This window comes from Aeromicrobium phoceense, assembly GCF_013868155.1.
Lineage (GTDB): Bacteria > Actinomycetota > Actinomycetes > Propionibacteriales > Nocardioidaceae > Aeromicrobium > Aeromicrobium phoceense.
Genome location: NZ_JACEOG010000001.1, coordinates 1,235,311 through 1,248,134, shown reverse-complemented (window position 1 = coordinate 1,248,134; position 12,824 = coordinate 1,235,311). Strand labels below are relative to the sequence as shown.

Here is a 12,824-nt window from a genome sequence, read left to right as displayed (position 1 = left end):
GGATGGCAATGGCCGGTCCGGCTCAGGCCGAGGCGCGCGACGGGAGCGTCATGCCCAGCGCGTTGAACCACAGCTTCGTCGACGTCTCGACCATCGCGTCGAGGTCGTACTCCTCCCCCAGCGCGAAGGAGTAGTAGGCCAGTCGGCTCACCATGCTGGACAGCGCGCGCGACGTCATGACCGGATCGAGCCCGGGGTCGGCCAGTCCGGACTCCTGGGCCGACTCCACCCACCGCGCCACCCGGTCGGTGAACAGCGTGGAGCGCTGCACGCGCAGCGCGCGGAAGTCGGGGTTGATCGTGGCGACCTGCTCCAGCAGCACCATGAGCTTGGCGTTGCGCCGGTACGCCTCGAAGTAGGCACGGTTGCTGGCCTCGAGGACCGCCGCGATGTTCTGGGGGTCCTCCTCGACGCGCGGCAGGCCGGGGTGCAGCATGTCGTCCTGCGCGACCTGCAGGACGGCCGTGAAGATCTCGTCCTTGCTGTCGAAGTAGGTGTAGAAGGTGCCGATCGACGTGTTCGCCTCGCGCGCGATGTCGGTCAGGCGGGAGTTGATGAACCCGTCGCGCTCGAACACGCCTCGCGCCGCCCTCACGAGCGCCTCACGGGTCCGCTGACCCCGGGCCGTCACGGGCAACGAGCGCAGGGTGCTCTCGTCGACCAACGACCCGGGGGCGTGACCGTCGGGACTACTTGATCTGCTCACCGACAGGCCTGAGCACCGAGATGACGGGCGGGCCCGCGACGAGATCCTTCAGCACCTCGCCGAACGTGGCGAACTCGGCCGACGAGCCGTGGCGACGCAGCGCGTCACCGTCGGCGTACTCCTCGATCAGCACGTAGTCGACCTCGCTGCCGCTCACGCGCTGCAGGTCCCACCGGGTGCAGCCCTCGTCGACCAGCATGCCGGGACGGGCGGCCGCGACGGCCTGCTCGAACTCGGCCGTGCGGTCCTCGCGGACGGTGACGGCGGCGGTCACGTTGATCATCGGTCTCCTCCAGCGGTCGCGGCACGACGGCCGAACACGGGCGTGCGCTTCTCCACGAAGGCACGCACGGCGCCGATGTGGTCCTCGGTGAGCCCGGTCGCCTTGTGCAGGGGCACCTCGGCGTCCATGCTCTCCTCGAGGCTCACGCGGGGGGCGCGGTCGAGGTTGTCCAGCATGTACTCGTAGGCCTGGGCGGGACCGTTGGCGAGCTGCTCGGCGAGGGCTCGCACCCGCGCGTCGAACTCGTCCTCGGGCACGACCTCGTTGAGCAGGCCCAGGCTGCGGGCCTCCTCGGCGCGGACGCGCGGGTTCAGGAGCATGAGCTCCCGCGCCTTGACCGGGCCGACGATGTCGTTGAGCAGCCACGCCACGCCGAAGTCGCCCGAGAGGCCGACCGCGCCGAACGCCGTCGCGAAGACGGCGCGCTCGCTGCCGATCCGGAAGTCGGCGGCCAGGGCCAGGCCCAGACCGGCGCCGGCGGCCGCGCCGGGGATCGCGGCGATCACGGGCTTGCGGCTGCGGTAGATCTTGCCCACCGTCGCGCGCTGCGCCTGACGCTGCGCCTCGACGGCCTCGACGTCGACCTCCGAGCTGCCGCCGCCCTCACCGCCCTTGGCGTCGAAGTCCTGGACGTCGCCACCGGAGCAGAACGCCTTGCCGGCGCCCGTGATGACGATGACACCGACGTCCTCGGAGTCCTGCATCGCGTCGAGCAGGGTCTCCAGGCCGGCGACCATCGCATCGGACAGCGCGTTGCGGCGGTCGGGACGGTTCAGCGTGATGGTGCCGATGCCGTCCGCGACCTCGCCGTAGACGTCGTCGTCCGTGCTCGTGCCGTTGATGAGCTGCGACATCACGCGACCTCGAAGAGGCCCGCGGCACCCATGCCGCCGCCGATGCACATGGAGATCACGACGTAGCGCGCGCCGCGACGCTTGCCCTCGATGAGCGAGTGGCCCACGAGGCGGGCGCCGGTCATGCCGTACGGGTGGCCGACCGAGATCGCGCCGCCGTTGACGTTGTAGCGCTCGGGGTCGATCTCGAGGGCCTCGCGGCAGTACAGCGCCTGCGACGCGAAGGCCTCGTTGAGCTCCCACAGGCCGATGTCGTCGACCGTCAGACCGTGGTGCTTGAGCAGCTTCGGGATCGCGAAGACCGGGCCGATGCCCATCTCGTCCGGATCGCAGCCGGCGACGGCCATGCCGCGGTAGACGCCGAGGACGTTCGCGCCACGCTGCTCGGCGACCTTGCGCTCCATGAGCACCGAGGCGGAAGCGCCGTCGGAGAGCTGCGAGGCGTTGCCGGCGGTCACGCTGGACACCTTCGTCACCTGACCGTCGGGCAGCACGGCCGACAGGCCCGAGAGCGACTCACGCGTGGTCGAGGGGCGGTTGCCCTCGTCCTTCGCCAGGGTCACGCGCTGCTCGCTGATCTGCTTCGTCTCACGGTCCTGGACCAGCTGGACCGACTCGAACGGCACGATCTCGTCGTCGAAGCGGCCGGCCTCCTGCGCGGCGGCGGTGCGCTGCTGCGAGAGCAGGGCGAACTCGTCCTGGGCGTCGCGGCTGACGTTGTAGCGCTCGGCCACGATCTCGGCCGTCTGAAGCATCGGCATGTAGAGGTCGGGGCGGTGCTGCTCGAGCCACGGGTCGTTGGCGCGGTGGCCGTTCATGTGCTCGTTCTGCACCAGCGAGATGGACTCCACGCCGCCGCCGATGGTGATGTCCATGCCGTCCGCGACGATCTGCTTCGCGGCCGTGGCGATGGCCATCAGGCCCGAGGCGCACTGGCGGTCCACCGACATGCCGGCGACCGAGGTGGGCAGGCCCGCGCGCAGCGCCGCCTGGCGTGCGACGTTGAACCCGCTGCTGCCCTGCTGCATGGCGGCGCCGAAGACGACGTCCTCGACCTCCGAGCCATCGATGCCGGCACGCTTCACGGCCTCGGCGATGGCGTGACCCGCCAGCTCCTGGGCCTGCGTGTTGTTGAAGGCACCGCGATAGGCCTTGCCGATGGGGGTGCGGGCGGTCGAGACGACAACTGCCTCTCTCATGAGCGTTCCTTCTGATCCGAAAGTCGATGGTCGAGAGTCCTCGCGCCGGCGGCGCGGAACAGGTAATATGAATCTTACTTCAGTTTCAACTTTGGCTCGTTGTCCCCCCGATGTCAACAACGCGCCCCGCAGGGAAGTGGGATGGACACCGATGGCACGGAACACCGCGCGTCGATCAGGCGCGGCGCTGGTCATCGTCCTGTCCCTGCTCTCCACCGTGACCGCACTGCTGCAGACGATGGCGGTGCCGGTCCTGGGCAAGATGAGCCGCGACCTCGAGGTCTCCACCGCTGCGATCGGCTGGGTCGTCACCATCAACCTGTTGGCCGCTGCCGTGCTGACCCCGGTCCTGAGCAAGTCCGGCGACCTGCACGGCCGGCGCCGCCTCGTGCTCGTCGTCGTGGGCGCTGTCGCGATCGGATCGCTGCTCGCTGCGGTCACGTCGTCGTACTGGATCCTGCTCGTGGCCCGCGCCATGCAGGGAGCGTCCTTCTGCCTGTTCCCGCTGGCGGTCGGCCTGCTGCGTGAGCACCTCCCGATGCGCCGCCTGCCCCTCGGGCTCTCGTTCCTGACCGGCGCGATCAGCGTCGGCGCCGGCGCGGGCCTCGTGCTGACGGGCGTCCTCACCCACGGCGACCGCGACTACCGCAACATCTTCTGGTTCACGATGACGGTCGCGCTGGTTCTGTTCGTGATGTCGGTGGTCGTCATCCCCCAGGACCGGCCGCACGCCGCCGGACGCGTGGACTGGCTCGGCGGATTCCTGCTCGGTGTCGCGCTCGTGCTGGTGCTGCTGGCCATGACGCAGGGCAACGACTGGGGCTGGACCAGCGTCACCACCACCGCGACGCTCGCTGGCTCGGTGGTGACCTTCGCCGTATGGCTCGCGGTGGAGAACCGCGTGGCCGAGCCCCTCGTCCCCGTGGCGATGCTGCGCGACCGCACGCTCGCGTCGGCCAACGCGATCGGCTTCTTCATCGGCTTCGGGATGTTCCTGATCTTCCTGAGCCTCACCGCGCTCGTGCAGGTGCCGGAGAGACACGGCCACGGGTTCTCGGCCTCGGTCCTCGAGACGAGCCTGGTCTACCTGCTGCCTGCTGCCAGCATCGGCATCGTGGCCTCTCCCCTGGGCGGCGTGTGGGTCACCCGCTTCGGCGGCCGCGCCACCCTCCTGGTCGCCTCGATCATCGGCCTGATCGGCTACGTGCAGCTGTTCGCGTTCCACGACGAGGTGTGGCAGGTCATCCTCGGCGGCGTCATCACGAACTTCGCCTTCAGCATGGGCTTCGCCGCCGTCCCGGCCGTCGTCACCTCGGTCGTGCGCCCCGAGGAGACCGCCCTGGCCAACGCGATGGCCTCGATCATGCGCTCGGGCGGCAGCGCGCTGGGCAGTGCGCTCGTCGTCGCCCTGATCGCGAGCCACCTGATGCCCGACGACCACCCCGAGGAGTCGGTGTTCGCCATCGTCTTCGCGATCGGCGCCGTGACCATGGTCCTCAGCATCGTCATCACCCTCGTCGGCATCCCCCGACGCGACGTGGCCGCGGCCCGCGCTGCGGAGCCGGCAACGGACGAGCCCGAGACGGCTCGCGACCTCACGCCCTGACCGACACCTCGAAGGGCCCCTGACGACGAGTCGTCAGGGGCCCTTCGCGTGCGACCTCAGGAGGAGGGCGACGAGATCTTCAGCGCGTTCACCCACAGCTGCGTGAGCGAGTCGACCATCTCCTCGATCGTCCACTCCTCGCCCAGCACGAATCGCGAGTACGCCGCCCGAGCGACCATGCCGGACAGGAAGAACGAGGCCAGCTTCGGATCGACGTCCTTCGTGGCGATGCCCTGGTCCTGCAGCTGCTTGATGCTCCTGGCGTTGCGCTCGACGAACGCCTCACCGCGCTTGCGTCGCAGGTCGCGGAAGTTGTCGTCGATGTTCGCGACCTGCTCCATCAGCCGCATGAACGGCGCGAAGCGCTGGTAGGACTCGAGGTAGGCGCGGTTCGCCTCACGGATCTGGGCGACCGGGTCGTCCCCGCCGGTGACCGAGCGGACGTCGGGGTGCAGCATCTCCTTCTCGACCTCGGCCTGCACGGCGGAGAAGATCTCCTCCTTGCTGTCGAAGTACGTGTAGAAGGAGCCGGCAGAGATGCCCGCCTCGGTGGTGATGTCCACGAGCCGCGCGTCGAGGAAGCCGTCGCGCTCGAACACGACGCGCGCGGCGTCGATGAGGTTGGCGCGCGTACGCAGCCCACGAGGGGTCGTGGGCAGCTCGCGCGACGGCGCCTCGCCGGAGAAGCCGGCGGAGCGCCGATGGCGCGTCGTACTCTCTGCAGAGCTGCTCATGCCGTCATCCTAAGGGGAATCTGAGGTCGAGTTCGGCTTTGTTACCGCGTGGTCACGAAGGTTCTACTTCGCTTCCACGAGACGTCCGAGGGACTCGGCCACCGCGACCGGCTTCTCCGAGCCCTCACGCTCGAAGACCTGGCGCGCGCGCAGCTGGACGCCGCCGGGCACGTGGTCGATCGAGATGACCTCGGTCGTCATGCGCACGCGCGAGCCGATGGGCAGCGGCGCGGGGAACCGCACCTTCTCGTAGCCGTAGTTGAGGCTGTGCGCGAACGCCTCGAACGAGATGAGCGAGTAGGAGAACGCCGGTCCGAGCGACAGGCTGTAGAGGCCGTGCGCGATGGTCGTGCCGAGCGGGCTCTGCGCGGCGCGGTCGGGATCGACGTGGATCCACTGGTGGTCGCCGGTCGCGTCGGCGAACGCGTTCACGCTCTCCTGCGTGACGTCGTGCCACTCGGTCGGGCCGATCGTCTTGCCGATGAGGGCCTCGAGGTCGGCGACGTTCTGCGGGCGGACGGGCAGCTGGGTGGTGTCGGTCAAGGTTCTGTCCTTCGTGAGTGGTGGTGGTGGTGGTGTGAAATCGGGGTCAGCGTCCGCGCCAGACGGGCGCGCGGCGCTCGGCGAACGCGGTGGCGCCCTCGCGGGCGTCCTCCGACGTGCTGACCTTCATGGCGATGGGCTCCTGCTGCTTCCAGCCCTCGGCCATGCCCCAGTCGGCGGCGTTCTCGAGCACGTACTTGGTGCCCTCGAGGGCCAGCGGCGCGTTGTCGACCAGCTGCTGCGCCAGCTCGAGCGCGACCTCGAGGGCCTGGCCGGGCTCGGCGACACGGTTGACCAGGCCGACCTGGTACAGCCGCTCGACCGGGAGGTGGTCGCCGGTCAGCCCGATCTCCGCGGCCACGTGGTACGGGATCCGCTGCGCGAGGCGCAGCAGGCCACCACCGGCGGCGATGAGGGAGCGCTTGACCTCGGGAAGGCCGAGCTTGGCGTCCGAGGCGGCCACGATCAGGTCGCACGCGAGGGCCATCTCCAGGCCCCCGGCGACGGCGAAGCCCTCGATCGCGGCGATGAGCGGGGTCTTGGGGCCGCGCGTGGCGAAGCCGCCGAAGCCCCGGTCCTCGAACGCCGGGAAGTCACCCTCGAGGAAGGCCTTGAGGTCCATGCCGGCGCTGAAGCCCCGGCCCTCGCCGCGGATGATGCCGACCACGAGCGACGGGTCGGCATCGAGCTCGTCGAGCACCGCCGCCATCTCGCGCGCCACCTGTCCGTTCACCGCGTTGCGGGCGTCGGGGCGGTTCAGGGTGATCAGCAGGGCCCGGCCGTCCAGGACCTTCTCGCTGAGTACGACTGACATGAATCTCCTTGTGCTGGTCGCCGGTGGCACCGGCGGTGGATCAGGACGTGAGGAGGCGGGCGCCCCGTGCTGCGCGGGGCGCCCGCCGGCTCTCACTCGACCGCGCGGATGCTCCGCAGGTCGACGGTGCGGTACGTCGCGTTGAACGTGAGTCCGTCGGCGAAGTAGTTGGCGATGGGCCACAGCAGCGGCACCAGGTTCGTCTGCTCGAGCAGCGCGGCCTCGGCCTTGCCCCAGTTCTCGCAGCGCTCCTCGCCCAGCGAGCCGGTCGCGGCCGCCGAGTACTTGTCGAAGTCGTCGTTGCGGGTCCGGCCGAAGTTGTACGAGCCGCCCTCACCGAGGTTCGAGCTCATCTTCGTCACGAGCGGGTACGGGTGCGGGGCCGCGCTGAGGTACGGGAACACGATGACGTCCCAGTCGCCCTCGTCGCCGTAGACGATGGCACCGGCCTGGGCCTGCGTGCCGTTCGTGACCTTGACGTCGATGCCGACCTTGCGCAGGGCGTCCGCGACGTAGTCCGGGCCGGAGTTCTGCACGTCGTACCCGAGCAGGCGCACCGTCAGCTTCTTGCCGCCGGGACCGTAGCCCGCGGCCTCGAGGTCGGCCTTGGCCTGGTCCTCGTCGAACTTCAGGCCGATGTCGCCGTTGGACTCGGTGTAGCAGTCCATGTTCGGCGTGATGACCGTGTTCACCGGCTCGCCGACGCCGAAGGACGCGGCCTTCGTGTACGCGGCGGCGTCGATCGCCTGGGCGACGACCCGGCGCAGGCGCTCGTCCGACATGGGCGCCTCGGGACGCTGGTTGAACGTCAGGGAGTCGGCCTCGAAGGCCTTGCCCTGGATGAACTCGTGGTTGGACTCGAGTCGCTCCGAGTCACGACCGAGGATGCCGGCGATGTCGGTCTCACCGGTCTCGAAGAGGTTGGCGCGCGTCGCGTCGTTCGTGATGACGCGGAACGTGATCTTGGCCGGGACGCTCTTGGGGTCCTCCAGCGCGGGCGAGCCCCACGCCTCGAGCTCGTAGGTGTCGCCGCGCTTGAGCGAGGTGACCTTGTAGGGGCCCGAGCCCTGCGGAGCCGTAGCCAGCGCCTCGGTGTCCTCCAGGCCCTTCGGGCAGATCACGAAGGCGGTCGACATGCTGTCGAGCAGGTCCGAGTGGGGGTCGTTGACCTCGATCGAGACGGTGCGGGCGGCGTCGTCGGCGACGATGTCCTTCACTCCCCCGGCGCCGAAGAGGCGGCCCGTGTAGATGGAGCCCGTCTTCGGATCGGCGAGGCGCTTCATCGAGTTCGCGATGTCGGTGGCCGTGAGGTCGGTGCCGTCACTGCACTTCAGGCCCTCACGGAAGGTCATGTCGATCTTCGTGGTCGTGACCTCCCAGTCCGTGGCCATGGCCGGGACGTACTCGCCCGACTTCATGTCGCGGCGGACCGGCGTGTCGTAGAGCGCCTCGTACATCTGCACGGCGCCCTGGTCGGCCGCGGTGAGGAAGGGGTCGAAGGTGTCCACGTCGTTGCGCAGGTCCATGACCACCTTGTCGGGCGCCTGACCGGCGACACGGTCGCCGCCTTCGTCGGAGCCTCCACAGGCAGCGAGGATCGAGGTCGACAGCGCGAGTGCGCCGGCGAGGCCGACCGTGCGGCGCCACGGACGGGTTCGGGGAGAGGTCATCGGTCATCCTTCGTCGAGGGGCCTGAATCCGAATTCAGGTTCTTGAGTCGAGTGTGACGGAGGTCACCAGAAATATCAATACTGAACTCAGTTTCATTTACAGCGAAGGCCGGCCCCCACCGGGTGAGGAACCCAGGAGGACCGGCCGCTCGCGGCGTGGAGGCTCAGCCCTTCACGCGAATCGTCCGCAGATCGGTGGTGCGGTAGCCCGTCTCGAAGGTCAGGTCCTTCGAGAAGTAGTTGGCGATCGGCCACATCATCGGCACGACGTCGGCGCGCTCGAGCAGGGCCGCCTCGGCCTTGCTCCAGTTCTCGCACCGCTCGTCACCCGTGCTCGCGGGTGCCAGCGCGGCGTACTTGTCGAACTCGGCGTTCTTGATGCGGCCGAAGTTGTACGAGCCGCCCTCACCGAGGTTCGAGCTCATCTTCGTCACGGCCGGGTACAGGTGCGGCGCCGGGGCGTTCATCGGGAAGACCAGCAGGTCCCACTCCCCCTGGTCGCCGTAGACGATGCCCGCGGCCTGGGCCAGCGTGCCGTTGGTGATCTCGACCTTCATGCCGATCTCACGCAGCGCGTCGGCGACGTACTCCGGGCCGGAGTTCTGCAGGTCGTAGCCCAGCAGGCGCACCGTGAGCTCCTTGCCGCCGGCACCGTAGCCCGCGGCCTCGAGGTCGGCCTTCGCCTGGTCCTTGTCGAACTTCGGCTTCCGGTCGCCGTTGCTCTCGACGTAGCAGTCCATGTTGGGCGTGGCCAGGGTGTCGATCGCCTCGCCGACGTCGAACGACGCCGCCTTGGTGTAGGACTCGGCGTCGAGCGCCTGCGCCACGACGCGGCGCAGCTTCTCGTCCGCGAACGGCGCACCGTCGCGCTGGTTGAACACGACCGAGTCGGACTGGAACGCATTGCCCTGGATCGGCTCCACGGTCGCCTCGAGGCGCTTGGAGTCACGGCCCACGACGCTGACGATGTCGGCGCCGTCGGTGTCGACGAGGTTCGCGCGGGTGGAGTCGGAGGTCACGACGCGGTAGGTCAGCTTCGCCGGGACGCTCTCGGGGTCCTCGAGCGCGGGCGAGCCCCAGGCCTCGAGCTCGTACGTGTCGCCACGCTTCATCGAGGTGACCTTGTAGGGGCCGGAGCCCTGCGGGGTCGTGGCGAGCGCCTCGGTGTCCTCGAGGCCCTTCGGGCACACGATGAACGCGGTCGCCATGCTGTCGATCAGGTCCGAGTGCGGCTCGTTGACCTCGACCGAGACGGTGTTCGCGGCGTCGTCGCCGACGATCTCCTTCACGCCGCCGGCGCCGAAGAAGCGGCCGGTGTAGATGGAGCCCGTCTTCGGGTCGGCCAGGCGCTTGAGCGAGTTGGCGATGTCGGTCGGCTTGAGGTCCGAGCCGTCGCTGCACTTCAGGCCCGACTTGAGCTCGAAGTCGATCTTGGTGGCGGTGGCCTCCCACTTCGTGGCCATCGCCGGCTCGTACTCGCCGGTCTTCCAGTTGCGGCGCACGAGCGTGTCGTAGAGCGCCTCGTACATCTGGACCGCGCCCTGCTCGGCGGCGGTCAGCATCGGATCGAAGGTGTCGACGTCGTTGCGCAGCACCAGCGTCGCCTCGTCGGGCGCTTCGCCGGAGGTGCCGGCGGACGACGACGAGCCGCCGCCACACGCGGTCAGGAGGGACACGGCCAGGGCGACGACGGCTGCCGACCCCAGTCCGCGGCGCAGCGCGGACGGACGATCCGCGCGGCTTCGGTGGTTCAACTTCATGCTCGACCTCTCACATACTCAGGGCTGCCGGCGGGGGGCACGGCACCGCACCATCGTATATGAACTTGGGTTCATGTTTACTTGCAGGGGGGTGGCTCAGGTCACAGGCCGACGGCCCGCGCCTCGAGGTCGGCCCGCTGCATCAGCGCGTCGATCAGCTCGGGCGAGACCTGCCCGGTCACGGCCTTGTTGCGCGGGTCGTCGATCGAGCGGCGCAGCACGCCCTCGGCGATGATCGCGATCTTCCACAGGCCCAGCACGTACCAGAAGCCGATGGCCGAGACGTCGCGCCCTGTGGCCCGCGCGTACTCCTCCACGAGCTCGGCGCGCGTCGGGAACCCCGGCAGGGTCGGGCCCTGGAAGCCGGTCACGATCTCGTCGTCGGCCTGCGGCCAGTACGCGAGCAGGCCGCCCAGGTCGGCCAGCGGGTCGCCCAGGGTCGACAGCTCCCAGTCGAGCACCGCGGTCACGCGGCCCGCCCGGGGATCGGTGATGACGTTCATCAGGTGGAAGTCGCCGTGCACCAGCGACAGCCCCTGGTCCTTCGGGACGTTCGCCGTCAGCCGCGCGGCCAGGTCGTCCACGATGGGCAGCTCACGCGTGCGCGACTGCTCCCACTGGCGGTGCCAGCGGCGCAGCTGACGCTCCGCGTAGGGCGAGTGGCTCGCGAGGTCGACCAGCTCGGCCTTCTCCAGGTCGACGGCGTGCACCTCGCCCAGCGTGGACGCCAGGGACAGGCCGATCTCGCGGCGCGTCTCCTCGGGCACGGACTCGACCGCCTCGATCGTGTCGAGCACGCGCCCGTCGACGAAGTCCATCAGCATGAGCGGCGCGTCGGTGACCGCCGGGTCCTTGGTGAACCCGTGGATCGTCGGCACCGGCACGCCCGTGCCCTGGAGTCCGGACATGATCCGGTGCTCGCGCTCCACGTCGTGGGCCGACGCCAGCAGCTTGCCCAGCGGCGGGCGGCGCATGATCCAGCGGTGGCCGGCGGTGTCGGTCACCAGGAACGTCAGGTTCGACTGCCCGGCGCCGACGCGCTCGAAGTTCAGCGGGCCCTCGGCCTCGATGCCGAGGGTCTCGATCCAACGGGCGATGGGCTCGGTCTCGATCAGCTGCGTCACGAGATGCTCCTCTCACGGGTGACCTTCACGCCCTGCTCCCGGACCGTCCCGCGGTCCAGCTGGCGCTTGAGGATCTTGCCGGTCGAGCCCTTGGGCAGCTCGCGGACCTCCTGGTAGATGCGCGGCACCTTGTAGGCGGCGAGGCGCTCCTCCAGCCAGGCCCGCAGCTGCGCGGTGTCGACCTCGCGTCCGGGATGGGTCGCGAACACGGCCGCGACCTCCTCCCCCAGCCGCTCGTCGGGCACGCCGATCACGGCGACCTCGCGCAGGTCGGGATGCGTGTAGAGGACCTCCTCGATCTCGCGCGGGTAGACGTTGTAGCCGCCGCGGATGACCAGGTCCTTCTTCCGGTCGAGGATCCAGATGTCGCCGTCCTCGTCCTGCTTGCCGATGTCGCCGGTGAGGAACCACTCGCCGCGCATCACCTCGGCCGTGGCCTCGGGGCGGCGCCAGTAGCCCTTCATGATGACGGGGCCCGCGAGGGCGACCTCGCCCCGCTCGCCCGGCGGCGTGGGGTTGCCCTCGGGATCGACGACGCGCGCCTTCATCCGCGCCAGGGCCGGTCCGACCGAGCCCTCCTTGCGGCGCACGCTGAGCTTGGCCGACGTGCCGGCGCCCGTGGTCTCGCTGAGGCCGTAGCCGTCGAGCACGCGGCAGCCGAAGCGCTCGCGGAACGCGTCGGCGACCGCGAGCGGCAGCGCGGCGCCGCCGGAGAGCGCGTGGGTCAGGCTGGCCAGGTCGTCGCGCGAGAGGTCGACGTCGGCGTGGAGCATCGCGTTCCACATCGTCGGGACGCCCGCCAGCACCGTCAGCTGGTGGGCGGCGGCCATCCTCAGCAGCGCCTCGCCGCTGAAGGGACGCAGCAGCGACAGGCTCGCGCCCACGTGGAACGTCGCCATCATCACGCAGACCTGCCCGAACACGTGGAAGAGCGGCAGCGCCGTCCCGACCCGGTCCGAGCTGTCGCTGCCGAGCGTGCCCGAGACGATCTCGGCACAGGCCGCGAGGTTGCCGTGCGTGAGCTCGGCGCCCTTCGGCTTGCCCGTGGTGCCCGACGTGTAGAGCAGGACGGCGGTGTCGTCGGCCTCCCTCGCGCGGGGCAGATCCAGGTCGGCGCCCGGTCCCACCTCGATGTCACCGGCCTCCAGGGTCCACAGCTCGATGCCGGTGGCCTCGGCGGCCCGGCGGGCGACGTCGGCCGTCTCGTGCCAGGCGATCGCCAGCGAGCACTCGGCGTCGGTGAGGAAGTACTCCAGCTCGACGGCGGTCGAGGCGGAGTTCACCGTCACGCCGATCGCGCCCGAGGCGAGGATCGCCTGGTGGACCACGGCGAACTCCTGGGAGGTCGGCGCCACCAGCAGCACCCGGTCCCCGGGCTCGATCCCGGCCCGCACGAGGCGGTCGGCCCAGGCGGAGGCGAGGTCCCGCACCTGCGCGTAGGTCCAGGCCTGGTCGCCCACGCGCAGCGCGATGCTGTCCGGAGCGGTCCGGGCGTGGCCCCACAGGCGATCGACGGCGTTCATGTCATGAC

At 69.9% G+C, this 12,824-nt stretch carries 12 protein-coding genes; 1 reads left to right on the top strand and 11 read right to left on the bottom strand.

Translation table 11 applies throughout. The features are described 5' to 3' along the window. Positions 1-22 precede the first annotated feature (22 nt). From H1W00_RS06000 to H1W00_RS05985, 4 genes are read right to left on the bottom strand one after another with little or no spacing between them, the layout of a single operon-like run. Positions 23-631 carry a TetR/AcrR family transcriptional regulator gene (locus H1W00_RS06000; RefSeq protein WP_338072839.1) on the bottom strand — a complete coding sequence of 203 codons (609 nt, stop codon included), beginning with the start codon at positions 629-631 and terminating at the stop codon, positions 23-25. A gap of 58 nt (positions 632-689) precedes the next feature. After that, positions 690-989: a putative quinol monooxygenase gene (locus H1W00_RS05995; protein WP_181754529.1), complete on the bottom strand. Its 300-nt coding sequence runs from the start codon at positions 987-989 to the stop codon at positions 690-692. Next, positions 986-1,843, bottom strand: a complete 858-nt coding sequence (locus H1W00_RS05990) for an enoyl-CoA hydratase-related protein (RefSeq protein ID WP_181754528.1) — start codon at positions 1,841-1,843, stop codon at positions 986-988. The genes H1W00_RS05995 and H1W00_RS05990 overlap by 4 nt, the downstream gene beginning before the upstream one ends. Continuing rightward, positions 1,843-3,042 carry an acetyl-CoA C-acyltransferase gene (locus tag H1W00_RS05985; RefSeq protein ID WP_181754526.1) on the bottom strand — a complete coding sequence of 400 codons (1,200 nt, stop codon included), beginning with the start codon at positions 3,040-3,042 and terminating at the stop codon, positions 1,843-1,845. The genes H1W00_RS05990 and H1W00_RS05985 overlap by 1 nt, the downstream gene beginning before the upstream one ends. Before the next feature lie 151 nt (positions 3,043-3,193). Here H1W00_RS05985 and H1W00_RS05980 point away from each other — a divergent pair, with 151 nt between their 5' ends. Continuing rightward, a complete protein-coding gene (locus H1W00_RS05980; RefSeq protein ID WP_181754524.1) occupies positions 3,194-4,648 on the top strand; it encodes an MFS transporter in 1,455 nt (484 codons plus the stop codon). 56 nt (positions 4,649-4,704) lie between these two features. On the opposite strand, the gene H1W00_RS05975 is transcribed toward H1W00_RS05980, so the two are convergent. The 7 genes from H1W00_RS05975 to H1W00_RS05945 all read right to left on the bottom strand — a co-directional run bounded on the left by H1W00_RS05975 (position 4,705) and on the right by H1W00_RS05945 (position 12,816). Next, positions 4,705-5,382 carry a TetR/AcrR family transcriptional regulator gene (locus H1W00_RS05975; protein ID WP_181754522.1) on the bottom strand — a complete coding sequence of 226 codons (678 nt, stop codon included), beginning with the start codon at positions 5,380-5,382 and terminating at the stop codon, positions 4,705-4,707. Between the two features lie 63 nt (positions 5,383-5,445). Continuing rightward, positions 5,446-5,925: a MaoC family dehydratase gene (locus H1W00_RS05970; RefSeq protein WP_181754520.1), complete on the bottom strand. Its 480-nt coding sequence runs from the start codon at positions 5,923-5,925 to the stop codon at positions 5,446-5,448. Positions 5,926-5,971: 46 nt separating this feature from the next. Then, positions 5,972-6,739, bottom strand: a complete 768-nt coding sequence (locus H1W00_RS05965; RefSeq protein ID WP_181754518.1) for a crotonase/enoyl-CoA hydratase family protein — start codon at positions 6,737-6,739, stop codon at positions 5,972-5,974. Positions 6,740-6,831: 92 nt separating this feature from the next. Beyond that, positions 6,832-8,409 (bottom strand): ABC transporter substrate-binding protein, encoded by a 1,578-nt coding sequence (locus H1W00_RS05960; protein WP_181754515.1) that lies wholly within the window; start codon positions 8,407-8,409, stop codon positions 6,832-6,834. Between the two features lie 164 nt (positions 8,410-8,573). Further along, positions 8,574-10,169, bottom strand: coding sequence for an ABC transporter substrate-binding protein (locus H1W00_RS05955; protein WP_181754513.1), 1,596 nt, complete (start codon positions 10,167-10,169; stop codon positions 8,574-8,576). 101 nt (positions 10,170-10,270) lie between these two features. Beyond that, positions 10,271-11,293, bottom strand: coding sequence for a phosphotransferase (locus H1W00_RS05950; protein WP_181754511.1), 1,023 nt, complete (start codon positions 11,291-11,293; stop codon positions 10,271-10,273). After that, entirely contained in the window at positions 11,290-12,816 is a 1,527-nt protein-coding gene (locus H1W00_RS05945; RefSeq protein ID WP_181754509.1) for an AMP-binding protein, read from the bottom strand. Before H1W00_RS05945 ends, H1W00_RS05950 begins: the two co-directional genes overlap by 4 nt. Positions 12,817-12,824: the final 8 nt, after the last annotated feature.

Coding starts and splice junctions, on each gene's coding strand:
- H1W00_RS05985 (WP_181754526.1), bottom strand. CDS start 3,042: ATGAGAGAGGCAGTTGTCGTCTCGACCGCCCGCACCCCCATCGGCAAG.
- H1W00_RS05960 (WP_181754515.1), bottom strand. CDS start 8,409: ATGACCTCTCCCCGAACCCGTCCGTGGCGCCGCACGGTCGGCCTCGCC.
- H1W00_RS05945 (WP_181754509.1), bottom strand. CDS start 12,816: ATGAACGCCGTCGATCGCCTGTGGGGCCACGCCCGGACCGCTCCGGAC.
- H1W00_RS05955 (WP_181754513.1), bottom strand. CDS start 10,169: ATGAAGTTGAACCACCGAAGCCGCGCGGATCGTCCGTCCGCGCTGCGC.
- H1W00_RS05995 (WP_181754529.1), bottom strand. CDS start 989: ATGATCAACGTGACCGCCGCCGTCACCGTCCGCGAGGACCGCACGGCC.
- H1W00_RS05975 (WP_181754522.1), bottom strand. CDS start 5,382: ATGAGCAGCTCTGCAGAGAGTACGACGCGCCATCGGCGCTCCGCCGGC.
- H1W00_RS05980 (WP_181754524.1), top strand. CDS start 3,194: ATGGCACGGAACACCGCGCGTCGATCAGGCGCGGCGCTGGTCATCGTC.
- H1W00_RS05965 (WP_181754518.1), bottom strand. CDS start 6,739: ATGTCAGTCGTACTCAGCGAGAAGGTCCTGGACGGCCGGGCCCTGCTG.
- H1W00_RS05990 (WP_181754528.1), bottom strand. CDS start 1,843: ATGTCGCAGCTCATCAACGGCACGAGCACGGACGACGACGTCTACGGC.